21 protein-coding genes and 2 tRNA genes are annotated in these 26,573 nt (G+C 68.7%); 9 read left to right on the top strand and 14 right to left on the bottom strand.

The features are described from left to right. Positions 1-65: 65 nt before the first annotated feature. From ACFHNC_RS05530 to ACFHNC_RS05495, 8 genes are all read right to left on the bottom strand, one after another. Positions 66-137: transfer RNA gene (locus ACFHNC_RS05530), tRNA-Val, on the bottom strand. 114 nt (positions 138-251) lie between these two features. Beyond that, positions 252-524, bottom strand: a complete 273-nt coding sequence (locus ACFHNC_RS05525) for an HU family DNA-binding protein (RefSeq protein WP_437168221.1) — start codon at positions 522-524, stop codon at positions 252-254. Between the two features lie 283 nt (positions 525-807). Then, on the bottom strand, positions 808-3,228 hold the full coding sequence (gene lon, locus ACFHNC_RS05520) for an endopeptidase La (protein ID WP_437168220.1): 2,421 nt from the start codon (positions 3,226-3,228) through the stop codon (positions 808-810). Positions 3,229-3,404: 176 nt separating this feature from the next. Continuing rightward, on the bottom strand, positions 3,405-4,661 hold the full coding sequence (clpX, locus tag ACFHNC_RS05515) for an ATP-dependent Clp protease ATP-binding subunit ClpX (RefSeq protein ID WP_437168219.1): 1,257 nt from the start codon (positions 4,659-4,661) through the stop codon (positions 3,405-3,407). 177 nt (positions 4,662-4,838) lie between these two features. Next, on the bottom strand, positions 4,839-5,483 hold the full coding sequence (locus tag ACFHNC_RS05510; RefSeq protein ID WP_304815917.1) for an ATP-dependent Clp protease proteolytic subunit: 645 nt from the start codon (positions 5,481-5,483) through the stop codon (positions 4,839-4,841). Between the two features lie 288 nt (positions 5,484-5,771). Further along, positions 5,772-7,118, bottom strand: a complete 1,347-nt coding sequence (tig, locus tag ACFHNC_RS05505; RefSeq protein ID WP_437168218.1) for a trigger factor — start codon at positions 7,116-7,118, stop codon at positions 5,772-5,774. 143 nt (positions 7,119-7,261) lie between these two features. Continuing rightward, positions 7,262-7,342, bottom strand: a tRNA-Leu gene (locus ACFHNC_RS05500). 34 nt (positions 7,343-7,376) lie between these two features. Continuing rightward, positions 7,377-9,791, bottom strand: a complete 2,415-nt coding sequence (locus tag ACFHNC_RS05495) for a 1-deoxy-D-xylulose-5-phosphate synthase N-terminal domain-containing protein (protein WP_437168217.1) — start codon at positions 9,789-9,791, stop codon at positions 7,377-7,379. Positions 9,792-10,014: 223 nt separating this feature from the next. Here ACFHNC_RS05495 and ACFHNC_RS05490 point away from each other — a divergent pair, with 223 nt between their 5' ends. From ACFHNC_RS05490 to ACFHNC_RS05480, 3 genes are read left to right on the top strand one after another with little or no spacing between them, the layout of a single operon-like run. Further along, entirely contained in the window at positions 10,015-11,529 is a 1,515-nt protein-coding gene (locus tag ACFHNC_RS05490; protein ID WP_437168216.1) for a sensor histidine kinase, read from the top strand. Then, positions 11,526-11,963 (top strand): response regulator, encoded by a 438-nt coding sequence (locus tag ACFHNC_RS05485; protein WP_437168215.1) that lies wholly within the window; start codon positions 11,526-11,528, stop codon positions 11,961-11,963. The genes ACFHNC_RS05490 and ACFHNC_RS05485 overlap by 4 nt, the downstream gene beginning before the upstream one ends. Beyond that, the gene (locus ACFHNC_RS05480; protein ID WP_437168214.1) at positions 11,960-13,006 is read left to right on the top strand and encodes a sensor histidine kinase; all 1,047 of its coding nucleotides are present in this window, start codon (positions 11,960-11,962) and stop codon (positions 13,004-13,006) included. The genes ACFHNC_RS05485 and ACFHNC_RS05480 overlap by 4 nt, the downstream gene beginning before the upstream one ends. A 10-nt stretch (positions 13,007-13,016) precedes the next feature. Here ACFHNC_RS05480 and ACFHNC_RS05475 read toward each other — a convergent pair whose 3' ends face one another. The 4 genes from ACFHNC_RS05475 to ACFHNC_RS05460 all read right to left on the bottom strand — a co-directional run bounded on the left by ACFHNC_RS05475 (position 13,017) and on the right by ACFHNC_RS05460 (position 20,586). Then, positions 13,017-16,199 (bottom strand): chemotaxis protein CheB, encoded by a 3,183-nt coding sequence (locus ACFHNC_RS05475; protein ID WP_437168213.1) that lies wholly within the window; start codon positions 16,197-16,199, stop codon positions 13,017-13,019. A 182-nt stretch (positions 16,200-16,381) separates the two neighbouring features. Further along, complete coding sequence (locus ACFHNC_RS05470; RefSeq protein WP_437168212.1) at positions 16,382-17,566, bottom strand: MFS transporter; 1,185 nt, start codon at positions 17,564-17,566, stop codon at positions 16,382-16,384. Between the two features lie 104 nt (positions 17,567-17,670). Then, entirely contained in the window at positions 17,671-19,110 is a 1,440-nt protein-coding gene (locus ACFHNC_RS05465) for a malonyl-CoA decarboxylase (RefSeq protein WP_437168211.1), read from the bottom strand. Positions 19,111-19,131: 21 nt separating this feature from the next. Continuing rightward, entirely contained in the window at positions 19,132-20,586 is a 1,455-nt protein-coding gene (locus tag ACFHNC_RS05460) for an NAD(P)H-hydrate dehydratase (RefSeq protein WP_437168210.1), read from the bottom strand. Between the two features lie 478 nt (positions 20,587-21,064). Here ACFHNC_RS05460 and ACFHNC_RS05455 point away from each other — a divergent pair, with 478 nt between their 5' ends. The 4 genes from ACFHNC_RS05455 (at position 21,065) to ACFHNC_RS05440 (ending at position 23,771) form a co-directional block, all read left to right on the top strand. Then, entirely contained in the window at positions 21,065-21,697 is a 633-nt protein-coding gene (locus ACFHNC_RS05455; RefSeq protein ID WP_437168209.1) for an AAA family ATPase, read from the top strand. A gap of 89 nt (positions 21,698-21,786) precedes the next feature. Further along, the gene (locus ACFHNC_RS05450; RefSeq protein WP_437168208.1) at positions 21,787-22,248 is read left to right on the top strand and encodes a GNAT family N-acetyltransferase; all 462 of its coding nucleotides are present in this window, start codon (positions 21,787-21,789) and stop codon (positions 22,246-22,248) included. A gap of 9 nt (positions 22,249-22,257) precedes the next feature. Next, entirely contained in the window at positions 22,258-23,631 is a 1,374-nt protein-coding gene (locus ACFHNC_RS05445; RefSeq protein ID WP_437168207.1) for a hypothetical protein, read from the top strand. Then, positions 23,628-23,771 carry a hypothetical protein gene (locus ACFHNC_RS05440; protein WP_437168206.1) on the top strand — a complete coding sequence of 48 codons (144 nt, stop codon included), beginning with the start codon at positions 23,628-23,630 and terminating at the stop codon, positions 23,769-23,771. Before ACFHNC_RS05445 ends, ACFHNC_RS05440 begins: the two co-directional genes overlap by 4 nt. On the opposite strand, the gene ACFHNC_RS05435 is transcribed toward ACFHNC_RS05440, so the two are convergent. Together ACFHNC_RS05435 and ACFHNC_RS05430 are read right to left on the bottom strand one after the other, a co-directional pair. Continuing rightward, entirely contained in the window at positions 23,740-24,240 is a 501-nt protein-coding gene (locus tag ACFHNC_RS05435) for a MaoC family dehydratase (protein WP_437168205.1), read from the bottom strand. The two genes, ACFHNC_RS05440 and ACFHNC_RS05435, sit on opposite strands and share 32 nt — an antisense overlap. Further along, positions 24,237-25,154 (bottom strand): DMT family transporter, encoded by a 918-nt coding sequence (locus ACFHNC_RS05430; protein WP_437168204.1) that lies wholly within the window; start codon positions 25,152-25,154, stop codon positions 24,237-24,239. Before ACFHNC_RS05430 ends, ACFHNC_RS05435 begins: the two co-directional genes overlap by 4 nt. Before the next feature lie 37 nt (positions 25,155-25,191). On the opposite strand from ACFHNC_RS05430, the gene ACFHNC_RS05425 reads away from it, so the two are divergent. Then, entirely contained in the window at positions 25,192-25,860 is a 669-nt protein-coding gene (locus tag ACFHNC_RS05425) for an NUDIX domain-containing protein (RefSeq protein WP_437168203.1), read from the top strand. Continuing rightward, positions 25,857-26,573: an alanyl-tRNA editing protein gene (locus ACFHNC_RS05420; RefSeq protein WP_437168202.1), complete on the top strand. Its 717-nt coding sequence runs from the start codon at positions 25,857-25,859 to the stop codon at positions 26,571-26,573. The genes ACFHNC_RS05425 and ACFHNC_RS05420 overlap by 4 nt, the downstream gene beginning before the upstream one ends.

Below are 26,573 nucleotides of genomic sequence, written 5' to 3'. Positions count from 1 at the left end.
CGATGCCGCGCTGGTCGCTTCGCATTCCCTCCGGGGGATTTTCCCGCGGCCCAGCCGTGGGAGAATGGGCGCTGACGGGATCGAACCGCCGACCACCTGTGTGTAAGACAGGCGCTCTACCGCTGAGCTAAGCGCCCCTCGCCGCCTTGGCGTAGCGCCTGCGGCAGGCCGCGCCAAGGCCTCTGAACGGCAAAAGGGCCGGCCCCTGCGGGCCGACCCTTTCACCACTCACTCTGCCAAAGACGGCAGTCTCAGTTCACGGCGTCCTTCAGGCCCTTGCCGGCCTTGAAGCGAACGGTCGTCGTCGCAGGGATCGCAATCTCCTCACCCGTGCGCGGGTTGCGGCCCGTGCCAGCCTTGCGGCTGGACGTGCTGAAAGTGCCAAAGCCGACCAGGCGAACCTCGGTGTTGTTCTTCAGCGCCTTCTCGATTGCCTCGAAAACCGCATCCAAAACATCGCCCGCCTTGGCCTTCGGAAGATCGGCAGCCTCCGCAACAACGTTAACCAAATCCTGCTTGTTCATGTGGGACCCCCCTTCAGGTTCCTGTGCATCTTGCGTGGTGGTACGGGCGCGAATCAGCCCCGTCTTCGGGGCACACTAGGAGCGCGCTTTCTGCGGCGTCAACGCCACGACGGCCGATTAGCCGCGGATATCCGCCATTCGTGCGGCACATGCGGCAGAAACACAGCGGGCGAGGTTCTTCGGCCGCACCGCCCGCCGAATCAAAATCATTTCGTGAGACCGGGACAAGAAAAGGGCGAACGACGAAGGGGCGCATACTGCATGCCCCTTCGCCACTCATCCTTCAGTGGGGGCGAACCGTCGCCCCGTCACCGGTGCCGCCACCCGCACCTGCCGCCGGCTCGGCCGGCTCCTCCCAGGTGATGGCCTCGGGCTTCCGCACCAGGGCCTGGGAAATCACGTCATCCGCGTGGCTGACCGCGATGATGGTCAGGTTCTTCTTCACGTTGTCGGGGATCTCGGCCAGGTCCTTCTCATTCTCCTTCGGAATGAAGACCGTGGTGACGCCAGCCCGCAGCGCCGCCAGCAGCTTTTCCTTCAACCCGCCGATCGGCAGAATCCGGCCGCGCAGCGTGATCTCGCCGGTCATGGCGATATCCTTGCGCACCGCGATGCCCGTAAGGACGGAGACGATGGAGGTCGCCATCGCCACGCCGGCGGAGGGACCATCCTTCGGCGTCGCGCCTTCCGGCACATGGACATGGATGTCCCGCTTCTCGAACACCGTCGGCTTGATGCCGAAGTTGATCGAGCGGCTGCGAACATAGGACAGCGCCGCGGAGACGCTTTCCTGCATCACGTCGCCCAGCTTGCCGGTGGTCTTCACCGCGCCCTTGCCCGGCAGCACCACGGATTCGATGGTGAGGATTTCGCCACCCACCTCGGTCCAGGCCAGGCCGGTGACGACGCCCACCATGTCCTCGGCTTCCGCCTCGCCGTAGCGGAACTTCCGGACGCCAGCGAATTTGTCCAGGTTCTTGACGTTGACCGCCACCTTCTTGGACTTCTTCGCGACGATCTCCTTCACCGCCTTGCGGGCGATGCCAGCCAGCTCGCGCTCCAGGTTGCGCACGCCGGCTTCCCGGGTGTGGTAGCGCACCATGTCGCGCAGCGCTTCGTCCGAAATGGACCACTCGCCGGCCTTCAGGCCATTCGCTTCGCTAACCTTGGGCAGCAGATGGCGCTTGGCGATCTCGACCTTCTCATCCTCGGTGTAGCCGGGGATGCGGATGATCTCCATGCGGTCCAGCAGCGGCTGCGGCATCCGCAGACTGTTGGCCGTGGTGACGAACATCACGTCGGACAGGTCGTAGTCGACCTCCAGGTAGTGGTCGTTGAAGGTCCCGTTCTGCTCCGGATCCAGCACTTCCAACAAAGCGGAGGACGGGTCGCCGCGCCAATCGGCGCCGAGCTTGTCGATCTCATCCAGCAGGAACAGCGGGTTGGACGACTTCGCCTTCTTCATCCCCTGCAGCACCTTGCCGGGCATGGAGCCGATATAGGTCCGCCGGTGGCCGCGCACCTCCGCCTCGTCCCGCACGCCGCCGAGCGACATGCGAACAAAGTTGCGGCCGGTCGCCTTGGCGATGGACTTGCCGAGCGAGGTCTTGCCCACGCCAGGCGGGCCAACCAGGCACAGGATCGGGCCACGGATCTTCGGGCTGCGGGTCTGCACCGCCAGATACTCGATGATCCGCTCCTTGATCTTCTCTAGGCCGTAGTGGTCCGCGTCCAGCACCGCTTCCGCCGCGACGATGTCGTTGCGGATCTTGGTCTTCTTCTTCCACGGGATGGACAGCATCCAGTCGAGGTAGTTGCGGACCACGGTGGCCTCGGCGGACATCGGCGACATGGTCTTGAGCTTCTTCAGCTCCGCCATCGCCTTCTCGCGCGCTTCCTTGGTCAGCTTGGTGGCCTTGATCTTGGCCTCCAGCTCCGCGGATTCGTCCTTGCCTTCCTCGCCCTCGCCGAGTTCCTTCTGAATCGCCTTGAGCTGCTCGTTCAGATAGTATTCGCGCTGCGTCTTCTCCATCTGCCGCTTCACGCGGCTGCGGATGCGCTTTTCCACCTGCAGGACGCCGATCTCGGATTCCATATGGGCGAAGACACGCTCGAGCCGCGGGCCGATGCCCTCGATCTCCAGCAGTTCCTGCTTTTCTGAAATCTTGAGGTTCAGGTGGCTGGCCACCGTGTCGGCCAGCTTGGCCGGTTCCTCGATCTGATTGATCGAGACCAGCACCTCGGGCGCGATCTTCTTGTTGAGCTTGATATACTGCTCGAACTGCGCGACCACCGTGCGCGCCAGCGCCTCCAGCTCGCGCCCTTCGGGCTTCGGCGGCTCAACGGCCGCCTCGGCAAAGGCCTCGAAATACGGTTCGGTGCCCTTGTAGGCGGCAATCTTCGCGCGCCGGCCGCCCTCGACCAGCACCTTAACGGTGCCGTCGGGCAGCTTCAGCAGTTGCAGCACCGTGGAGACAGTGCCGACCTGGTACAGATCATCGGCACCCGGGTCATCCTGCGCGGCGTTCTTCTGCGCGACCAGCAGGATCTGCTTGTCGTCACGCATCACCGCTTCCAGCGCGCGGACGGATTTCTCGCGCCCGACGAAGAGCGGCACGATCATGTGGGGGAAAACGACGATGTCGCGCAGCGGCAGGACGGGGAGCAGTTCGCCGCGAACGGGTTCGGTGGGATTAGCCGCCATATCGGACCTCACTTTGGACGATCGGCGCGGAAGCCGCCCCCAGGCGGCCCACCTGGGCGCCTGGTTCTCGGCACGGCTCCCTGCGCCACGGGATTGTCAAACAGATGGCCCCCCCTCCCCACCACCACAAGGCGCGCCCCATCGGGGACCTTGTGCCGGGGAAGCCACCGCCGTGTTCACCCCGCAGACTGCTCCGCGGGGCGTTCACCGTAGATGAACAGCGGGCTGGCGCGGCCTTCGGCCACTTCCCGGTTCACCACCACTTCTTCGATATCCTCAAGGCCGGGCAGGTCGAACATGGTGGACAGCAGGATCGCCTCCATGATCGAGCGCAGGCCGCGGGCGCCGGTGCGACGCTGGATGGCGCGCATGGCCACGGACTTCATGGCGTCCTCGGTGAAGGTGAGCTTCGCCCCCTCCATCTCGAAGAGGCGCTGGTATTGCTTGACCAGCGCGTTCTTCGGCTTGGTCAGGATCTCGATGAGGGCCTTCTCATCCAGGTCCTCCAGCGTCGCCACCACTGGCAGGCGGCCGATGAATTCCGGGATCAGGCCGAATTTCAGCAGGTCCTCGGGCTCCACTTCCTTCAGGATGGCGCCGGTCCGGCGTTCATCCGGCGCGCGGACCTCGGAGCCGAAGCCGATGCCCGAGCCCTTGCCGCGGGAGCCAATGATTTTCTCAAGCCCCGCAAAGGCGCCACCGCAGATGAACAGGATGTTGGTCGTGTCCACCTGCAGGAATTCCTGCTGCGGATGCTTCCGGCCACCCTGCGGCGGCACGGAGGCCACGGTGCCTTCCATGATCTTCAGCAGCGCCTGCTGCACGCCCTCACCAGACACGTCCCGCGTGATGCTGGGATTGTCCGACTTGCGGCTGATCTTGTCGACCTCGTCGATGTAGACGATGCCGCGCTGGGCGCGCTCCACATTGTAGTCCGCGGCCTGCAGCAGCTTGAGGATGATGTTCTCAACATCCTCACCCACATAGCCGGCCTCGGTCAGCGTTGTCGCATCCGCCATGGTGAAGGGCACGTCGAGGATGCGGGCCAGCGTCTGCGCCAGCAGCGTCTTGCCCGACCCGGTGGGGCCGATCAGCATGATGTTCGACTTGGCGATCTCGATCTCGCCCGCCTTCCCACCATGCGCCAGACGCTTGTAATGATTATGCACCGCGACCGAGAGGACCTTCTTGGCGTGGTCCTGCCCGATCACGTAATCATCCAGCACCTTGCAGATCTCGCGGGGCGTCGGAACGCCATCACGCGACTTCACGAGATGCGTCTTGTGCTCCTCGCGGATGATGTCCATGCACAGCTCGACGCATTCGTCGCAGATGAACACGGTGGGTCCGGCGATAAGCTTCCGGACCTCGTGCTGCGATTTGCCGCAGAACGAGCAGTACAGGGTATTCTTCGAGTCGCCAGACTTGCTCATGCGCGCTCCGAAGCCTCAAGCCGCGGCCGCCTCGCAGGCTGACGGACCGGGATACCTGCCCCCCGACGGGGGGGCGGGAAACGAAGGAATGTAGCCCCACAATCCTGCGGGGGAAAGTGCAACTCGCACCGTGGCATCGCCGGGGCGGCACAGGGCCGCCCCATGGAACCAGCGCGTTCAGATCTTCACCGGGTCCGTCGGCGGCACCGGCCGCTGTTCCACGACCTGGTCGATCAGCCCGAAGTCGCGGGCTTCCTCGGCCGTCATGTAGGTGTCGCGCTCCATCTTGGCCTCGATCTCCGCGAGCGGCTGGCCGGTATGGTGCACATAGATGCGGTTCAAGCGTTCCCGCGTCTTCAGGATCTCGCGCGCCTGGATGGCGATGTCCGTCGCCTGGCCCTGGGCGCCGCCAGAAGGCTGGTGGACCATGACCATGCTGTTCGGCAGGGCAAAGCGCTTGCCCTTGGCGCCGGCGGTCAGCAGCAGGCTGCCGGCGGAAGCGGCCATGCCGAGGCAGACGGTGGAGACCGGGCTGCGAATGTACTGCATGGTGTCGTACATCGCGAGGCCGGCCGTCACCACGCCGCCGGGGCTGTTGATGTAGAAGGCGATCTCCTTGTTCGGGTTCTCGCTTTCCAGGAACAGCAGCTGCGCGCAGACGAGGGAAGCAACCTGGTCGAAGATCGGCCCCGTAATGAAGATGATCCGCTCCTTCAGCAGGCGCGAATAGATGTCATAGGCACGCTCGCCACGCGCCGTCTGTTCGACGACCATGGGGACGAGCGCGTTATTGTAGAATTCGACCGGATCGCGGTCACGCATGGTGGTCCCTTTCATGCCCGTCCGTCACCGGCCTGGGCGAAACAATCCCGGCTGATTCCCCCCGGCCGGGCAAGCTGAGCCGCAGCCTGACAGCGAATCTCTGCCATTCCCTTTAAGATGGGGAAAGCCGCGCGCCTCGCAAAGCCCCCCCTCCCGGCGCGCCCCGACCGGGCGCCGCGGCGGCTGCCGGAGTTGGGGGCTGCGGCCGCAACTGGCAAGCCCCGCAAAACAAACGGGGCGGGGCCTGCTGGCACCGCCCCGCGCAACGCTTGCCTATGGGGCAGCGGCTCAGGCCGCTGCCGTTTCCTCGGCGCTCAGGTCCTCCGGCGCCACCTGGTGGTCCGTCACCTTGGCCAGTTCCAGCACGAAATCGACCACCTTCTCCTCGAAGATCGGCGCGCGCAGGTTCTCGATGGTCTGCGGGTTCTTGCGGAAATAATCCAGAACCTGCTTCTCCTGGCCCGGGTAGCGGGAGGCTTCCTGCCGCATGGCGGCAGTCAGCTCCTCGTTCGAGACCTGGATGTTGTTGGTGCGGCCAATTTCCGACAGCAGCAGGCCGAGGCGAATCCGGCGCTCCGCGATGCCGCGGTAGTCGGCCTTCAGCGTATCCTCGTCCTTGCCCTGGTCGTCAGCATCGAGCTTGCCGGCCTTCAGGTCCTGCTCCACGCGCTGCCAGATCTGGGCGAACTCGCCCTCCACCATGCCCGGCGGCACTTCGAACACGGCCTTCTCGGCCAGCGCGTCCAGCAAAGCGCGCTTCACCTTCATCCGGGCCAGGCCGTCATATTCGCCCTGCAGGTTCTCGGCGACCTTGGCGCGGAGCGTCGCGACGTCCTCAAGGCCCAGGCGCTTGGCGAATTCATCATCCATCGCCGGCAGCACCTTCACCTTCAACGCCTTGGCGTTGATGGCGAAGACAGCATCCTTGCCGGCCAGCGCGGCGGAGCCGTATTCGGCGGGGAAGGAGACGTTGATTTCCTTCTGCTCGCCCGGGGACATGCCCTCCAACTGCTCGGTGAAGCCGGGGATGAAGCCGTCGCCGGCGACCTCGATCGGGGTGTCGGTCGCGGTCCCGCCCGGGAAGGGTTCGGACAGGCTGCCGTCCTCGTTCTTCGTGCGGCCCTCGAAATCGACCACCAGCATCTCGCCCTTGGCGGCCGGGCGCGGCTCGGCCACGTCCTCGAGATTCGCCAGGCGGCCGGCCATGGTGGCCAGGAAGGCGTCGATCTCGGCATCGCCTGGGGTCGCCTTCTGGCGGTCCAGCTCGATCGAGGCGAAGTCTGGCATCGGGATCTCGGGCAGCAGCTCGAGGTCGATCTTGTATTCGAGGTCGGCACCCTCGCTGTAGTTCACCAGCTCGATCTTCGGCTGCATGGCGGGCCGCAGGCCGCGATCGGCGATCACCTGGCGGGTCGCGTCATCCACCGACTGCTCCAGCACTTCGCCGGCAACCGCCTGGCCATAGCGCTGCTTGACCACGGCGGTGGGCACCTTGCCGGGGCGGAAGCCGGGCAGGCGGAGATCCGCACCCAGTTCCTTCAGGCGCTTGTCGCGCTTTTCGGCGAGGCTCGCCGCCGGGACGACGACCTGGAACGCCCTTTTCAGCCCCTCGGCGGGAAGCTCGGTGACCTGCATTTCGGACCTTCTTTATGCACAGAGGCGCCCATGACGGGCGCAAGACGCTTTGAGGCTCGCCCCGTTACCGCCCAAGGGCGCCGGGGGCAATGGGGAAGGCCCCGAAACCGGGCCATCAGCGCGGCGAGCGGGAGGCTTGGGTATGCGGGCGGAGGGACTCGAACCCCCATGGCTTGCGCCACTGGTACCTAAAACCAGCGTGTCTACCATTTCACCACGCCCGCGTGACGTGTTCCTAGCCGCGCGGCTGCCCCAGGTCTACTCGCCCCCCAGCACCGCCGCCGCACAGGCATCCAGGATGGCGGAGGCGTCCAGCCCATAGGCGGCATAGAGGTCCGGCAGGTCGCCCGCCTGGCCGAAGCGATCCACGCCCAGCGGCACCACCCGCTGCCCGCGCACCGCGCCAAGCCAGGCATGTGCCGCCGGATGGCCATCCAGGATCGTGACCAACGCGGCGTCCCGGTCCAGCGGCGCCAGCAGGGTTTCGATGGCGGAGGCCTCGCTCGCCTTGCCCTGGCGCCGCCCGCGGCGGCTTTCCAGCCAGCCAGCCTGCAGGCGGTCCGGGCTGGTCACGGCGAGCAGGCCCGCATCGGGCACATCCTCCCGAATCGCCTCGAACGCCTCCCGCACCTCCGGCGCGATCGGGCCCTGATAGGCGATGGCGAGCTTCGAACCTGGCCCGGGCGGCACCATCCAATAGCCGCCGGCGATGACGCCAGCCGGGTCCAGCTTGCGTTCCGGCTGCGCCAAGGCGCGGGTGGACAGGCGCAGCCAGACGGCGCTGCCATCGGGCTTCTGCATGTGGTCGAAGGCGAAGCGCATCAGGATGGCGAGCTCATCCGCATAGGCCGGCTCGTAGGCCACCAGCCGGTCCTGCGCGATGCCGATCAGCGGCGTGTTCACCGACTGATGCTGGCCGCCTTCCGGGGCGAGGGTCAGGCCGGAAGGTGTTGAAACCAAAAGAAACCTTGCATCCTGGTAGCAGCCATAGATCAGCGCATCCAGCCCGCGATTGACGAAGGGGTCATACACCGTCCCCACCGGCAGCAGCCGCGCCCCATACAGCGAATGGGACAGACCCAGCGCGCCCAACAGCAGGAACAGGTTCTGCTCGGCGATGCCGAGCTCGATATGCTGCCCCTCCGGCCCCATCCCCCAGCGTTGCGCGGAGGCCAGCTTGGCGTCCCGGAACACGTCGTTCTTCAGATGCCGGTCGAAGATGCCGCGCCGGTTCACCCAGGGGCCGAGATTGGTCGAGACGGTGACATCCGGGCTGGTGGTGACGATGCGCTCGGCCAAGGCCGCGTTGGCCCCCTGCCCGCGGCCGATCTCGGCGAGGATTTCACCGAAGGCGCCCTGGGTGGACATCATCCGGCCGGGCGGGATGCGGGGCGCCGGCAGGGTGGCGGGCACCGGGATGGTGGGCGATTGCAATTGGCGCCCCTCCGGCGCCAAAGGCTGGGCGAAGGGGAGGCCCGCGAGGAAGGCCTCCAGCTCGGGCACCGGCACGTCCAGCCCCTCGAAGCGGTCCCATTCATGCCCGTCGCGGATGCGCATGACCTCCCGGAAGGTCGCCATCTGCTCCTTGGTCATCAGCCCGGCATGGTTGTCCTTGTGCCCGGCGAAGGGCAGGCCCATGCCCTTGATGGTGTAGGCGATGAAGCAGGTCGGCTGGTCACCTTCCGCCGCCGCGGCGCGGAAGGCCTCGGTCAGTGTCTCGATGTCGTGGCCGCCGAGATTCGTCATCAGCGCCGCCAGCTCGTCATCGTCCAGCGGGTCGATGATGGCGCGCACCCCCTCCACCCGGCCCAGCTCCGCCAGGATCGCGCGGCGGAAGGCGGCGCCCCCCTGGAAGGTGAGTGCGGCGTAGAGGCTGTTGGGGCAGTCATCGATCCAGCGGCGCAGCGCCTCCCCATCCTCCCGCGCGAAGGCGGCTTCCAGGCGGCGGCCGTATTTCAGAGTGACGACGTTCCACCCCATGTCGCGGAACAGGCCCTCGATCCGGCCGAACAGCCGGTCCGGCACCACGCTGTCGAGCGATTGGCGATTGTAGTCCACCACCCACCAGACATTGCGGACATCGTGCTTCCAGCCCTCCAGCAGGGCCTCGTAGATGTTGCCCTCATCGAGCTCGGCATCGCCGACGATCGCGACATGCCGCCCCGGCGGAATCTCCGACCGCCCCAGCCCATGCAGGCGCACATAATCCTGCACCAGGCTGCCAAAACTGGTCAGCGCCACGCCGAGGCCGACGGAGCCGGTGGAGAAATCCACCTCCGCGCCATCCTTCACCCGGCTGGGATAGGGCTGGATGCCGCCGAACTGCCGCAGCGTGGACAGCTTCTCCCGCTCCTGCCGCCCGAGCAGATAATTGATGGCATGAAACACCGGCCCGGCATGCGGCTTCACCGCCACCCGGTCCTGCGGCCGCAGGATCTCGAAATACAAAGCCGCCAGGATCGAGACGGAGGAAGCGCAGGAAGCCTGGTGCCCGCCTACCTTCAGCCCATCCCGGTTCGGGCGGATATGGTTTGCGTGGTGGATCATCCAGGCGGACAGCCACAGCAGCTTGCGTTCCAACGCATGCAGCAGACGAAGCCGCTCGGCATCGGTGCGCGCCAATTCGGCCGGTTGCGGCTGGGCCGCCGTGCGGGTCGGGCGTTCGGCGGTCATCTGCGCCTCCTGGACATTTGCCGGCAGGATACGACGCGACGGCGGCGGCGCGAAGGCGGTCCGACAGGCCCATGGGCCTGCCAGAGCCGGGCCGCGCGCAACACGAAAAGGTGAAAGCCGGGAACAGAACGGTCGCCCGCGCGCTCTTGTGCCGCAGGCCGCCCCCGGCGAAGGGGCGCTGCGGCCGCTTGTCCGCACGCTGCAATGAAACCGAAACGGATCCATGACCTGGACGCAGGCAGCCTTCGGCCGCATCACCCTCGGCCTCACGGCGCTTGGGCTTGTCATTCTCCTCGCGCTTGGCGTGGGTTTCGTCTGGCTGATCCAGGAAACCCGCAGCTACGCCATGGCGGTCGTCACGACCCAGCAGATCCGCGTCTCGAATGCGGAGGTCATGGCGACGTTGCAGGATGCGGTGACGGGCCAGCGTGGCTACCTGCTGACGGGTGATCCCGCCTATCTGGCGCCCTACCAAGCCGCGCAGACCCAACTGCCGAGGGAGCTTGATACGCTGGCCGCACAGGTGGCGGCCGATGGCGGCGTCATCGAGGCTCAGGCCGAACTTCGTGCCGCCGTGGAAGCGAAGCTGGCCGAGTTGCAGCAGGGCGTGGCCCTCGTCGAGGCCGGCAACATGCCGGCGGCAATCACGCTGGTCCGTGGCGGGCGCGGCAAGCTGCTGATGGACCAGGTGCGGGAACAGATCGACGGTGTGGAGCAGCGCACCAGCGCCCGGCAGCAGCAGCGCAGCGAAACACTGGAAAGGGCCGGGCGGTTTCTGCTGTACGGCGCGCTTGTTGGCCTGCTGCTGATCGCCCTGGTCAGCTTCGGCACCCTGCGCGCCGCCCGCAGCTACACGCGGGACCTGGAGGCGGCGCAGGCGGCGCTGCAACGCGCCAATGCCAGCCTGGAACAGCGGGTTGCCACGCGCACCGGTTCGCTGATGGCGGCGAATGAGGAAATCCAGCGCTTCGCCTACATCGTCTCCCACGATCTGCGCGCCCCACTGGTCAATGTCATGGGCTTCACGCAGGAGCTGGAGACCGCGATCGTCGCGGTGCGTGGCCTGATCGAACGTGCCGAGGCCGAGGCCCCTGCCCTGGTCACGCAGGAAGTCCGCGATGCGGTGGGTGGGGATATCCCGGAGGCGATCGGCTTCATCCGCTCCTCCACCACCCGCATGGACCGGTTGATCGGCGCCATCCTGGCGCTTTCGCGCGAGGGCCGCCGACGCCTGGTGGCGGAGGTCGTGCCGGTCCAGCCGCTGCTGGAGGGGCTGTCGAACAGCCTGCAGCACCAGCTCGACGGCGCCGGTGCGGAAATGCGGCTGCAGGCCCCCTTCCCCACCTTGCAGACAGACCGCCTGGCGCTGGAACAGATCCTCGGCAATCTGCTGGACAATTCGGTGAAATACCTGGACCCCGCCCGGCCGGGCCGCATCCTGGTGCGCGCGCGGCGGGAAGCCGGGCTGCATGCGCTGGACGTGGTGGATAATGGCCGCGGCATCGCCCAGCGCGACCATGTCCGCGTGTTCGAGTTGTTCCGCCGATCCGGCCCGCAGGACAAGCCCGGGGAGGGTATCGGCCTCGCGCATGTCCGTGCCCTGGCCCGCCGCATGGGCGGCGATATCCGCCTGACGTCACGCCTCGGCGAAGGTTCCGTCTTCACCCTGCTGCTGCCGGATGTGCTGCCCGCACCCGACCCAGACACGGCCCACGCATTGGAGGACCAGCCCGCATGAATGTCTCCGCCCAAGCCGTCAGTATCGTCATGATCGAGGATGATGAGGGGCATGCCCGCCTCATCGAGAAGAACCTGAAGCGCGCCGGCGTCTACAACACCGTGCTGCACCTCGCCTCCGGCACGGCCGCGGTGGAGCATCTGTTCGGACCGCAGCGTCAGGCCGGTGCGCCGGTGCTGGTGCTGCTCGATCTCAACCTGCCGGATATGAGCGGCATCGACATTCTCGCCCGGCTGAAGGCGGATGCCGAATTGCGCCTCGCACCCGTGATCGTGTTGACGACGACAGATGACGACCGGGAGATCCGGCGCTGTTATGAACTCGGTTGCAGCGTCTACATCACCAAGCCGGTGAATTACGAAACCTTCGCCCAGGCCGTCCGCCAGCTCGGATTGTTCCTCGCCGTGATCCAGGTGCCGCCAACAGCCCCATGACCCAGCCGGCCTTGCGTATCCTCTACATCGATGACGACCAGGCGCTGTGCCGCCTGGTCCAGCGCGCGCTTGGCCGCTTCGGCCATCAGGTTGTCACCGCCAATGATGGCGACCAGGGACTTGCACGGGCGCGGGAGGAGGAATTCGCCGCGATCTGCCTGGACCACTACATGCCGGGCGCCGATGGCCTGGAGACGCTGGCCGCCCTGCACGCCTTGCCCAATCCGGCGCCCGTCATCTTCGTCACCGGCGCGGATGAAACGCGCGTCGCCGTGGCGGCGCTGCGTGCGGGCGCGGAGGATTTCGTGGTGAAGACGCCGGGCGAAAGCTTCCTGCTGCTGCTGCACCGCGCGATTGAGGGTGCGGTGGACCGCGCCGCGATGCGCCGCCAGCAGGCGGAGACGGAGGCCAAGGTGCGCTCCGCGCTCGACCGGGCGGAGGAGCTGGCCGCCAGCCGCGCGCTGCTGCTGCAGGAGATGAACCACCGCGTCGCCAACAGCCTGCAGATCATCGCCAGCCTGACGCGTCTGCAGGAAGGCGCGGTCACCGACCCGGCGGCGCGGGCGGCGCTGGCCGCGGTGCGCCACCGCATCGCCGCCGTGGCGCAGGTGCATCGCCGGCTTTACACCTCCGCCGATGTGCGCTCCGTCGCGCTGAACGACTATCTGGGCGGGCTGCTGGAGGAGATCGGGCGCAGCGTGGAGACGGCGCGCATCGACTTCACCGGCGCGGCGCTGGAAGTGCCGCCGGATCGTGCCGTTTCCCTCGGCGTCATCCTGTCCGAGCTGGTCACCAATGCGCTGAAATACGCCTATCCGGGCGCGCCGCATGGTGGCCCGATCCGGGTGACGCTGGCGCTGGACGGGACGGACGGCGTTTTGCAGGTGGAGGATGACGGCATTGGCGGGGCCGGCGTCAACCGGGCCGCCGGCACCGGCCTTGGCGGGCGCATCGTGCAGGCCATGGCGGCCACCATCGGCGGCCTGGTCGAATTCGCCGGCGGACCGGGATCCCGCATCACGGTGCGCTTCGCGCTGGCCTGAGACGGGTGCCTCAGAGCGCCCGGCCGTTGCGCGGCAGGGCGGCCGCGGGGCTGGTGTCCACCGCCACCGGGCGCGGTATCGGCATGCCGCGCAGGGGCAGATCCAGCGCGATGATGCGCTCGCCATCGGCCTGGGTCTGCGTCATTGTGCCGCCCAGGTCGTGCTTCAGCAGCCGGGTGACCAGCTCCGTGCCGAAGCCGGCGCGCTTGTGGCTCTGCACCGGCGGCGGCCCGCCCAACTCCCGCCAGATGATGTGCAGGCGTGCAGCTGCACCCTCCCCCGCGACCGACCAGCTGATCCGCAACTGGCCGAGCGGGACCGAAAGCGCGCCGTGCTTGGTGGCGTTCGTCGCCAGCTCATGCAGCACCATACCCAGCCCCAACGCCACCTTCGGCCGCAGCGGCACGGCGGCGCCGGTGAGGGCGATACGCTCCGGCCGGCCGCCATGCGGCGCCAATTCCTTGGCGAACATCGCCTCCAGGTCCACCGTGGTCCAGCCCTGCTCGCCGACCAGCTCATGCGCCCGCGCCAGGGCCTTGATGCGCCCACCGAAGATGGCGGAGAAATCCTGCAGCGAGGTGGCGTGGCGCAACGTGTTGGTGGCAACGGCCTGAACCACCTGAAGCATGTTGCGGACGCGGTGGTTCAGCTCATCGACCAGCGTGCTGAGGATCTCACCCTCCACCACCTTGGTCACGTCGAAGAAGGTCAGCACCACGCCGTCCACCTCGTCTTCGGCCGTGCGATAGGGCAACAGGCGCATCAGGTAGTGAACCTGCCCGTCCCGCGCGGTGACGCGACGTTCCACCGGCATCCGCTCATCCAGCACGCGCCGCACTTCGCGGCGCAGATTGACCATGTCGAGCTGCCCGGCGAAGTCCGTCACCGGGCGGCCACGATCGCCAGCGACCAGATTGAAGATGCTGGTCACCGCCGGGGTGAAGCTGCGGATCACCATATGGCGGTCGAGGAACAGCGTGGCGATCTGCGTGCTGTCGAACAGGTTCCCCAGATCGGCGTTCGACCGGTCCAGCTCATCGATCTTTATGGAGAGCTCGGTATTGGCGGCGCGCAGCTCCTCATTCACCGATTGCAGTTCCTCCTTCGAGGTTTCCAGCTCCTCGTTGGTGGACTGCAATTCCTCATTTACCGAGACCATTTCCTCATTGGCGGAGGTCAGTTCCTCCGTCGCGGTCTCGTATTCCTCGGTCACCGACAGCAGCTTCTCCCGCGTGTCACGCAGCTCGCGTTCCAGCAGCAGCACGTGGCCCTGCCCTGCCGCATCGAGCGGCACGGCGGGCAGCGCGACCATGGGCAGGTCGGCGAAGACCACCAGGTATTGCTGCTCCGCCACCTCCCGCCCGCCCATCGGCGCGATGGTCAGGGTGATGCTGTTGCGACGGTTGCCTTCCTCGATTTCAACCTGCGGGCGCACCACGGTGGCCTTGCCCTCGATCGCCTCCCGCAAGGCGGTGCGCAGCGCGAAGCGCAGGCCGGAGCGCGCCATGGCGACAAGCTGCCGGCTCGGCCGGCCGGTGGCCGGTTCCAGGTAGCGGCCGAGATGCGCGGATTGGTGCAGCACGTCGCCATCGCGGTTCACCACCACATGGGCCGGGGCGAAGCGGTCCAGCACCAGCGCCTCCGCCGCCTGCCGCAGTTCCGTGCCGCGCGCCGGTATCGGCGGACGCAGCATGGTGCGGGAGGGCCAGATACGGGTGGGGCCGCGCGGGTTTGCCAGCAGCCGCGCGGCCGGACCATCCGCGGAAACATCGTCGCGGCGCCGGTAGATGCGATGCGTCTTGTCCTCGGGGATGAACAATTCAGTATGGCGCAGGATGGTCTCGGCGATGCCGAGGAACAGGAAGCCGCCGGGCCGCAGCGCGTAGTGGAACAGCGGCACCACCTGGTCCTGCAAACCCGCGCCCAGATAGATCATCAGGTTGCGGCAGGAGACGAGGTCGATTCGCGAAAAGGGCGGGTCGTTGATCAGGCTGTGCGGCGAAAACACGCAAAGGTCGCGCAGCGGCTTTGCCACGGCGAAGCTCGCTGCATCCGCGGTGAAGTGTCGCGCCAGCCGCTCCGGCGACATGCCGGCCAGCAGCGCGCCCGGGTAGCGGCCACGCCGCGCCACGGCCAGCGCCGCCTCGTCGATATCGGTAGCGAAGACCTGCGCCCGTGGCCCCCCCGGGTGGATCTCCATCTGCTCCCGCAGCAGAATCGCCAGGGAATAGGCTTCCTCCCCCGTCGCGCAGCCCGGCACCCAGACGCGCACCACCTCATCCGGCCCGCGGCCCTCGAACAGCCGGGGGATGATCCGTTCGCCGAGGGCGGCGAAGGCATCCGCATCGCGGAAGAAGCTGGTGACGCCGATCAGCAGGTCCTGGAACAGGGTCCGTACTTCCTCGGCATCTGCGCGCAGCCGGGCGATATAGGCCTCGAGCCCCGGCAGCCGCAGCACATGGATGCGGCGCTGCACGCGGCGGAAGAAGGTGCGGTCCTTGTAGCCGGAGAAATCATGCCCGACCACGGTCTGCAGGATGTCGGCGATGGTTGCGTGAACCGCAACGGTTTCATCGCTGCTCAGCCTTTCATAGGCCGGGTCCGCAAAGGTGTGCGACAATTCGGAAAGCCGCGCCGCGATCTGTTCGGACGGCACCACCAGATCCACCACGCCGGCGGCCATGGCGCTGTTCGGCATGTCGCCGAATTGCGGCGTGGTGCCGTTGGTGCCCTGCGCGATGGTCAGGCCCCCGGCGGCCTTGATGGCCTTCAGCCCCAGCGTGCCGTCGCTGCCACTGCCGGACAGCACGATGCCGATGGCGCAATCCTGCTGGTCTTCGGCCAGGGAGGCCAGGAAAACGTCGATCGGGTGGCGTTCGCGGCCGATATCGGCGGGCTGCGGGCGCAGCACGATGCGGCCCGCCTTCATGGTGATGACGGCGTTTTCCTTCATCACATAGGCATGGCCCGGCTCCACCAACTGGCCATCCTCCGCCACCAGGATCGGCAGGTCGGTGCAACCGTGGAGAATATCGGGCAGTGAGCTGAGATGGCCGCGCGCCAGATGCGTCACCACCACGAAGGCCATCGGCAGAGGCTGCCGCATGGCGCGAAACAACGATCGCAGCGCTTCAACGCCACCGGCCGAGGCACCAATGCCTACAATGGGGAACCGCGCCACGGCGTTCTTCATATTGTCCTTATGTTCCTGCGCGGTTCGACCAGGACACCGACGCAGGGGAGGAACCGGCCGCGGATGCGGACCCTGAGGCAGAGGACCATCTCGCTAGACGCATACCAGCATCGAGCCGTTCTGTCGCCCGAGAACCGAGACCCGGGCTGACGCACGCCTCACATATTTGAGACTGGCGACTTTCAGACTGGCGGCGCGCGCCACCACCGCCGAGTCAGCAGCAGCGCGGCCATCCCCTCCAGCCCGATCACCATGGTGGCCAGCGGCGCGCCGAGCCAATGCGCCATCAGGCCAAGATGCAGGAAGCCAAGCAGCCCAAGCCCGATGCAGGCGGACAGCACGCCCAACGCACGGGACCGCATCTCGGGCGGCGCCGTGGTGTAGACCAGCGTTGCCTGCATCGCCGCGAAGGCGGCACTGCCCACGCCCACCAGCAGCAGCGCCAGCGCCGCCGGCAGCACCGAGGTGGTGGCGGCGAACACCACGAACATGCCGCAATACAGCGCCGTGCCGCCGACATAGATGGCGCGGTACCCGGCCGGCCGCACCAGCGGCACCAGCAGCGCGGCACCCACCAGCGCGCCCAGCCCATCCATCCCCGCCAACAGCCCGACGCCATCGGCGCCAAGGCGCAATTGTTCCTGCCCGATTACCGGAATCATGGAGGAGACAGGCCAGGCGAACAGGTTGAAGACCAGCGTAACGATCATCACCCCGGCCATGCCGGGTACCCGCAGCACCAGGCCGAAGCTTTCCCGCATGTCGCGGAGCACGCTGGCGTGCCGCGGCACCAGCATGCTGCGATGCGCAAGGCGCAGTGCCGCGAGCGAAGCCAGCGCATACAGCCCCACGCACAGCAGGAAGGCGGGGCCAAGCCCGGCGGCGGCCAGGATGGTGCCGCCCAGCGCCGGGCCGGCGATGCGGCTGGCATTGTTCGCCACCACATCAAGCGAGACGGCGCGCGCCATGCGGCTGGCGCCCACCACCTCCCCCAGCATCATCCGCCGCACCGGATTATCCGCCGCCCAGACCATGCCACCGATGAAGCTGGCGACGCCGAGCTGCCACACGGCCAGGGTGCCGCCCAGCGCCAGCATCGCGAGAACCGAGGCCACCACGCCCTGCACCGCCAGCATCAGGATCAGCGCGGAACGCCGCTGCACGCGGTCCGCCGCCACGCCGAGGAAGGCGCCGAACAACCCCATCGGCAGCAGCCGCAGCAGCGTCATCATGGCGACCAGGAAGGCGGATTGCGTCTGCTGCCAGACCACGACGCCGATCACCAGCATCTCCAGCCAGCGCGCGACCGAGACCAGCAGTCCCACCAGCAGGATGCGCCTGAAATCGGGCACGCCCAGAATGTTCAAGCTGCCTGTCCCGCCCCCGCCCCTGCGTGATCCTTGCAGGCGGCGGCGGGCGGCTCAACCCAATGCCCAGACGAAAGGCCCAAGGAAAGGCTCCGACGAAAGGCTCAGACGAAACCCTTGGCCAGCTTGCGCACAGCCGGCGATGCGGCGCGCCTGCCCTCACCGGCATAGGCCTCGTGGTAATCCTCGATCTTGGCGGGGTCGTAGCGGTAATTCACCATCAGCCCGCAGGACTCACGAAAGCCCTTTTCCGAGATGTCGCCCCGCCAGTTCAGGCGCTCCACGCGCGCACCGTTGGACAGGTGGAAATGCGCCACCGGATCGCGCGCCCTTTTGCCGTTGCGGCCGGATTCCGCCAGGAGATAGCGGGCGCCGGCGCGCAGCAGGATCGGCTCCAGTGATTTCGAGGTGGCCTCCACCCGCGCCCAGCCGCGCCGCGCGATCAGCCGGCGCAGCGTCTGCGGCGCGGTTTCCTCCATGGCCTTGGCGGGCCCGGCATCCGGCGCGGCGATGGCCAGGTCGGGCGGCGCCGCGGCACGCAGCGTGGCCGCCTCATCCTCCGTCAGCAGGGAGGTATCGCCGGCCTCCAGCTTTTCCTCCAGCCAGGTGCGGAAGCCCGGGATGGGCGAGAGGGTGGCAAAGCATTCCAGCTTGCCGAATTCGGCGCCGAGCAGATCCACCACCCGCTTGATCAGGAAATTGCCGAAGGAGATTCCATCCAGCCCGCGCTGGCAGTTGTTGATGGAATAGAACACGGCGGTATCGGCCTGCCGCGCATCCAGCAGCGGTGCCTTTTCATCCAGCAGGCCCTGCACATTCGCCGCCATGCCCTGCACCAGCGCCACCTCGACGAAGATCAGCGGCTCATCCGGCATGCGCGGGTGGAAGAAGGCGTAGCAACGCCGGTCGGAATCCAACCGATTCTTCAGGTCGCGCCAAGTGCGGATGCGGTGCACCGCCTCATACCCCACCAGCTTCTCCAGCAATTCGGCCGGGGAGGTCCAGTCGATGCGGCGGAGTTCGAGGAAACCCACATCGAACCAGCTGGCCAGCAGCCCGCGCAGATCGGTCTCCAGCGCCTGCAGCATGGCATCGTCCTGCATCCGCGCCAGCAGGTCGGCGCGCAGTCCCACCAGGAACTTCACGCCATCCGGCAGGGTGGTGAACTGCGTCAGCAGCCGCAGCCGCGGCGGCTCCAGCACCCGGCGCAGGCGGGCCTTGGCGGTGGCGCGAACTCCCGCATCCGGCGCGGCGGCCACCGCCTCCCACGCCTTGGCCACGGCGGCGTGGTCGGAATCGAAGCCGGCGAGCGCCCGCAGGAATTCGCCACGCGCCGCATGGTCGCCGGCCAGGTAGCTCTGCGCCAGCCGCGCGGCGCGGGACCGGGCGGAAACCTCGCCCCCCCGCGCATCCAGGCAGCCGCGCATCTGGGCCGCGATACCCTCCTCCCCCGCCGGGGCGGAGGAGGCGATGTCGCGCCAGAGTGAGGTCACGCGCCGCAGCGCTCGGTCGATCAGTCCGGGCGAAACGGCCACATCGGACATCACGGTTCCTTTCTGCATGTTTCAGGAAGCATGCCCGATGGCCGGGGACAGGTCGAGCGCCATCGCGGTCATCGTGGCGGCAATGTGGCCCTGGAGGTCCTCCGCCAAAAGGCCGGGACCGGCGCGAGATGCGGCCTCCCCGTGGATGTGACAGGCGCAGGCGGCGGCTTCGAAGCGGGCCATGCCCTGGGCGAGCAGGCCGGCGATGATCCCGGCCAGCACATCCCCGGTGCCGCCCGTGGCCAGCCAGGGCGGGGCATTGGCGTTGATGGCGACGCGGCCATCGGGGGCGGCCACCAGGCTGTCCGCACCCTTCAGCACCACCACGGCGCCGGTGGCGCGGGATGCAGCACGCACCGCGGCCAGCCGGTCCTCCCCCGGCGGGCCGAAGATGGCGGTGAATTCGCCGAGATGCGGGGTCAGCACGGCGCAGCCGGCCAGTGCGGCGGGGTCGCCCGTGGCGGCGCGGAGCGCGCCGGCATCAGCCACCACCTGCCGCCCGGCCGCCACCGCCTGATGCACCAGTTCGCGGGTCGCGGCATCCGGCGGCAGGCCGGGGCCGATGACCCAGACGCCGATCCGCGCATCCTGGCGTAGTGCCTCCGCCCCCTCGGTCGACACCATCACCCCGGGATCACCGGCGCGCAGCACGGCGGCCGTCGGTGCATCCGGCGCCAGCATGGTCAGCAGCCCGGCCCCGGTGCGGCGGGCGGCGGCGGCGGCCAGGCGCGCAGCGCCAGTCATGCCGGGCCCGGCGATCACGGCGACATGGCCGCGGGCGTATTTGTGGCTGGAGGCCTCGGGGCGCGGCAGGCGCCACAGCGCCGGGCCGTTGCGGAAGGCGCGCGGCGCGATGGCCGGCAGCACGGAAGCGGGCAGGCCGATATCGGCCAACACCACCTCGCCACACAGGTCCCGGCCCGGATACAGCAGATGGCCGGGCTTGAGGCGGAAGAAGGTCACGGTCAGCGCGGCCCTTGGCGCAAAGCCGCGCACCGCGCCGGTGGCGCCATCCAGGCCGGAGGGCACATCCACCGCCACCACGGGCCCGCCCGCCGCGCCAAGTACCTCCGCCACGCGGTCTTCCACCGGCCGCGACAGGCCGGCGCCGAAGACGGCATCCACCACCAGCCCGGCCCGTGCCGCCTTCGCCGCGGTGAAGGGCAGCACCGGCCCCTGCCAGCGCGCCGCCATCGCGGCCGCATCCGTGCCGGGGCTGGGCGGCACCAGGGCCGCGACGGCCACCGGCCAGCCCGCCTGGTCCAGCAGCCGCGCTACCACATAGCCATCGCCGCCATTATTGCCCGGCCCGGCGAGCACAAGGCAGCGCACGGGACGGAAGCGCCGCATCACCGCGCGCGCCACCGCTCGCCCGGCCGCCTGCATCAGCACCAGGCCCGGCGTGCCGTCCGCGATGGCGGCGGCATCGGCCTGGGCCATCTCGGCGGGGGTCAGCAATTCATGCGGCAGGTCCATGCGAAACAGCCTAGCGCGACCTCCGCCTCGCGGCCCAGGGCAGGGAACCGAACGCCTCGGCGGGGCGCTAACCCGGCATGACCCAATTCCTTCGCCCCCTCCGGCTCCTGCTGATCGCGCCGCTGCTGTTCGCGGGCGCCGCCGTCGCGCAGCAGCCTGCCGCCAGCTCGCAGCCGCCGCCGACCTCGCTGCCCGGCGCCCCCTCGGCGGCCGACCGTCCGCTGCCTGCATCGCCACCCCCGGGCGTGGGCATGCCGCCCAGCCATCCCCCGCGCACAACCCCGCCGGAGGGCCGTGTCATTCTGCCCGCGCCGCCAGTGCCCGGAGCGACGCAGCCGCAGCGCAGTGAAGGCGTCGGGCAGTTCGGCAACAGCCCAGTGCCGGCGCGCCCCGGCGCCAGGCCGGATGCATCCACGACGGGGCGCTGAAGCGCGATTCTTGCTAGACTTGCGCATCAACAGGTCGTGGAGTCGCCAGCATGGCCTTCGTCATCGCCGTCGCGCAGCGCAAGGGTGGCGCCGGGAAGTCCACCCTCAGCGCCAACCTCGCCACTGCCTTCGCCGGCCAGGGGCTGAAGGTCGCATTGCTGGATGCGGACCCGCAGCAGACGCTGACGCGCTGGGGCGCCGAGCGTGCCAAGGCCGGTCCGCGCGCCCTTCCCCTGCACCTGGAAGCCCCGGCCGGCTGGCGCCTGCCCGCCGCGCTCGGCAAGCTGGGCGGGCAGGATGTGGTGCTGATGGACACCGCGCCGCATGCCGATACGGACGCCAAGATCGCCATCCGCAACGCGGATCTGGTGCTGGTGCCGTTGCAGCCTTCCTCGGCCGATCTCTGGGCCATGGATGCGACGCTTGAAATGGCACTCGGCGAGAAGCGCCCGGCCGTCATCGCCCTGAATCGTGCACCGGCCAGCGGCAAGCTGCTGGCGCAGGTGCTGGCGGAGCTGGGCCAGCGCGACCTGCATCTGCTCGGCCCGACCATCGGCAACCGCACCGGCATCGCCCAGGCCTTCGCGGCCGGGCTCGGGGTGACGGAGGCCTCGCCGAAATCCGTGGCGGCGACCGAGATGCGCGCGCTCGCCGCGGCCCTGCTGGCGCTGCGCCGCGGCTGACCCCGGCCGGCCCCGGGGCTTTTCAGCCGCCGCGCGATGTGGCCACTTGCCGCACCGCAACAGGCGGACACAGCAGGAGACGACGAGGCATGGCGGAGCGGGATGAGGCGCCGAGGGCCATACGCCCGGATGCCGGGATCGAGATTTCCGAGGACACCTTCCCCGAACTGGACGCCGTCGCCGCCATCCAGCGTGGCCTGCACGCCTTCAACCAGGAAATGGGCGGCCCCTATGACCGGGAGCCGGTGACGCTGCTGGCCCGCGCCCCGGACGGCACCGCCCGCGGTGGCCTGCTGGGGCTGACCTTCTGGGGCTGGCTGTTCATCGACTGGCTGTGGCTGTCGCGCGACCTGCGCGGCCTGGGCGTGGGATCGGAGCTGTTGCAGCGGGCCGAGGCGATCGCGCGGGAACGCGGCTGCGGGCAGGTCTACACCGACACCTTCAGCTTCCAGGCGCCGGATTTCTGGCTCCGCAACGGCTATACCGAGTTCGGGCGGCTGGACGGGATGCCGGCCGGCCATGCGCGGGTCTGGTTCAAGAAGACGCTCTGAGCCGCCGAGATGGCGCCCGACCTGATCCTGCATATCGGGCTGTCTAAGACCGGCACCTCGTCCATCCAGCGGGTACTGGGCGGGCAGCGGGCGGCGCTGGCGAAGCTCGGCGTGTGCTACCCGGCCAGCCCCGGCTGGGCCAATCACGGGATGCTGCCGGCCTCCCTCGTGCCGCTGTCACGGCTCGGGCATTTCAACCCGGCGCTGTGGGACGGCATCGGCGCGGAGGCGCGGCTGGCGCAGTTCCGGCGGGAGTTCGCCGCGGAAATGGCGGCGCTGCCGGCCTCGACGCGGCTCGTGATCCTCTCGGCCGAGCAATGCGGCGGGCTGCTGACCACACGGGGGGACATCGCCCGGCTGCGCGACCTGCTGGCGCCCTTCGCCGCACGCATCCGGGTGGTGGTGTATCTGCGGCGGCAGGACCAGCACGCTGCCAGCGGCTACACCCAGGCGCTGCGCGTGGCCGGCATCAACCCACCCGCCTTGCCGAAAGCCGGGCCGGACCGGCTGCCGCATTACGACTATGCGTGCATGCTGGAGGATTGGGCCGCCGTCTTTGGCGCGGACGCCATGCTGGTCCGCATCTTCGATGGTGCCAGCCTGGTGCATGGCGATGCGGTGGATGATTTCCTGGCGCTGTGCGACGTGCCGCTCGCCGTGCCGGCCGATCACCCCGACCGCCAGAGCAACCTGTCCCTCACCCCCGCCGCGATCGACCTGGTGCGAACGCTGGGCGCGCGCCTGAAGGCGCGGCCGGAGGGGCTGAGCGCCTCCTCCCTGTTGTGGCGCCGCTTCACCGCGGCGGTGTCGGACGCCCTGCCCGGCCGTGGCTGGCAACCGCATCCAGCCGAGGCCGCCGCCTTCCTGGCCCGCTTCGAACAGGTGAATGAGGCGGTGCGCCAGCGCTGGTTTCCCGACCGGACCCGCCTGTTCGCCCCGCTCGATGCGGCCAACGCCGGCCCGCCGCCCGAAGGCCCGCCGCTGGTCGACCGCGACGCGGCGCTGGAGGCCGCCTGCCTGCTGCTGGAACACCAGCTCAACCAGGCGGCGCAGCGGGAGGCGGACCATCTGGTGAATATCGGCCGGCTGCATGAGCGGCTGGGCGAACACGGCCCGGCCCGCAACGCCTTCCGCGCCGCGGTGCGCGCCGTGCCGGAGCATCCGCTGGCGCAGCAGCATCTGGCGCAGGCCGCGCTGCGCGATGGCAACCAGGCGGCGGCGGAGGCGCATCTCGCGGTCCTGCGCCGCGCCCATCCGGACCATGCCGCGACGCGACAGGTGGAGAAACTGCTGGCGAAACCGCCGGCTGAAGGCGGAACGGAGCTGAACCGCGAATTCGGCGCGGACGTTCAGCCTGGGTGGAGCAAGGAAACACCCGCATGAGCCAGTATCAGAACGACCGCCATGCCGAGGACCGGCGCGACGTCTCGCATCTTCGCCACCCCTACATCTTCCCCGTCCTCGCCGGCACCGCCGTGGTGCTGGTGCTGATCATGGCGGTGCTGGAGGGCGCGCTGCGCTGACACGCCTGCGCAGCAGGTAGCGGTGCCGGCCCTCCAGCACCTGCACGCCCGCCTGGTTATGGACCGTGCTGCGAAGGCCGACGACGCCGGTGGTGCGGCCTGGCGTCAGCTCATCCACCTCCAGGGCCGGGTACAGCGTGTCGCCCAGCACCACCGGATGCAGGAAGCGGCTGGATTGTTCGAGGAAGGCCTTCAGCGACTCCTCGACCAGATGCGGGAAGATGCCGGCGCCGGCCGCGGTCTGGATCGCCACCTGGTAGCCATGCGCAAGCATGTCCGGCAGGCCCCGGGCGCGGCAGTATTCGCGGTCATAATGGATCGGGTGGTTGTCGCCGCTGGCGGCCTGGAAGGCCGAGAAGATGGCGCTGGTCATGGTGCGGCTGGGCAGCGGGAAGCGTTCGCCGAGCCGGAAATCCTCGAACCAGCGCTGCTCGGCCAGCATGCGATGCTGGCTCGGGTCAAAGGTCATTTGCGTTGTGCCTCCGCAGCCCGCACCACTTCACGCCACCAGATGAACAGGCCGGCGCCGACCAGCACGGCAAAGCCGATCAGTTCGAATATGTCGGGCCATTCGGACCAGATCAGGATGCCGGCGAACATGGTCCAGATCAGCCCGGAATACTCGAAGGGCGCCAGCAGCGTGGTCTCCCCCCGTCGATAGGCCGCCGTCATCAGCAGCTGCGCGACGGCGGAGACGCAGCCGATGCCCGCCAGCAGCAGCCATTCCCGCGGCGAAGGCGTGACCCAGACCGGGATGGTGGCGATCCCGGCCAGGACGGCGGAGGACAGGGCGAACCAGAAGACGATGGACACGCCAGGCTCCCCGGCTTCCCCCATGCGGCGGATGCTCATCATGGCCATCGCCCAGCCGAAGGCGCCCAGCAGCACCAGGCCGACGCTGAACACCGGCAGCGCCGCGCCGCCGAAGCCGGGGCGCACCATGATCAGCACGCCGGCAAAGCCCACCACCACCGCCGACCAGCGCCGCCAGCCCACCTTTTCCGCCAGCAACACCACCGAAAGCGCCGTCAGGAACAGCGGCATGGTGAAGCCGAGCGCCGTGGCGGTGGCCAGCGGCAGGTGCACGAAGCCGTGGAACGCGCCGACCATGCCGCACATGCCCCACAGCGTGCGCTCCGCATGGCGCCAGGGCAGCCGTGTCCGCAGCAGGTGGAAGCCGCCCGCCTGCATCACCATCAACATCAGCAGCGGCAGGGCAAAGAGATTGCGGAACAGGATGATCTGCGTCAGCGGCACGCCCGGCCCCAGCGATTTCACCAGCGCGGCCGAAACCACGAAGGACGCCGAGGCCGCAAGCACGAGCAGGATGGCGCGGCGCCGGGCGGCGCTGACAGTGATGGGAATCGGAAGGGTGGGGGACATGGACGTTCCTGGCTCCCAAGCGTAGGTTCAGCCGGGCATGAGCGCCAGCCCACCCCGCCCCACATCCACCCCGCCCCGCCACCCCAAGGCCCCGCCGATCCCGCCCTGGCCGGGGCTGGAGGTGCTGGAGGATGAGGTGGTCTGGGGCCAGCGCTTCGCCCTGCAGCGGGTGCGCTTCCGCCATGAGCGCTTCGATGGCACGCAATCCGGCATCCTGACCTGGGAGCTGTGGCGCCGCGGCCAGGGCGTGGTGATGCTGCCCTACGACCCCATCACCGACCGCGTCGCGCTGATCGAGCAGTTCCGCCTGCCGGCACTCGCCGCCGGCCTGCCGCCGGTGATGACCGAATGCCCCGCCGGGCTGCTGGAGGCGGGGGAGGATCCCGTGGTAGCCGGCACGCGCGAACTGGCCGAGGAAACCGGGCTGGTGGCCGGCGCCACGGACCGGATCGGCGCCTTCATGCTGATGCAGGGCGGCTGCGACGAGGTGGTGCATTTTCACTGCGCCTGTGTGGACCTGTCGGATACCGGCGCCACCACGCATGGCCTGGCCACCGAGAATGAGGAAACCCGCGTGCTGGTGCTGCCGGTGGAGGAGGCCTTCCGCATGGTGGCGCAGGGCCGCATCCAGAATGCCCCCGGCGCGCTCGCGCTGCTCTGGCTGCAGGTGAACCGCACGCGGCTGCGTGAGGAATGGAAGCGATGACCGAGACCTTGTTCACTGAAGACGCTTATGTGCGGGAGGCGACGGCGCGCGTGGTCGCCGCCGATGAGCGCGGCGTGGTGCTGGACCGCACCATCCTCTACGCCCGCAGCGGCGGCCAGCCGGGCGATGCCGGGACGCTGCGCTGGGATGGCGCGGAAGCCGCCGTGGCGGAGGCCATCAAGGGCGAGGCCGGCGCGATCCTGCACACCCTGCCCCCCGGCAGCGCCCTGCCGCCGGTGGGGGCGGAGGTGACACTCGGCCTCGACTGGGCGCGCCGGCATCGGCACATGCGGATGCACACGACCTTGCACCTGCTGTGCAGCGTGCTGCCTGGCATCTACGCCACCGGCAACCAGATCGGCGCGGAGAAGTCGCGCCTCGACTTCGACCTGCCCGACCCGCCCGCCAAGGAATGGTTCACCGAACGCCTGGCGGAGCTGGTCGCCGCCGACCACCCGATCTCCACCACCTGGATCACGGAGGCGGAGCTGGACGCCAACCCGCAGATGGTCCGCACCCTGTCCGTGCAGCCGCCGCGCGGCGCCGGGCGCATCCGCCTGGTCCGCATCGGCGCGGAGGCGGCGCCGGTCGATCTGCAGCCTTGCGGCGGCACGCATGTCGCCAGCACCGGGGAGATCGGGCGGGTCGAGGTGCTGAAGCTGGAAAGCAAGGGCCGGCAGAACCGCCGCATCCACATCGTATTGCCGGAGTGA

The organism is Falsiroseomonas sp. E2-1-a4, from assembly GCF_051433165.1.
Classification (GTDB): domain Bacteria; phylum Pseudomonadota; class Alphaproteobacteria; order Acetobacterales; family Acetobacteraceae; genus Falsiroseomonas.
The sequence above is the reverse complement of the archived record's forward strand: the minus strand, read 5'-3'. Positions and strand labels throughout refer to the sequence as shown.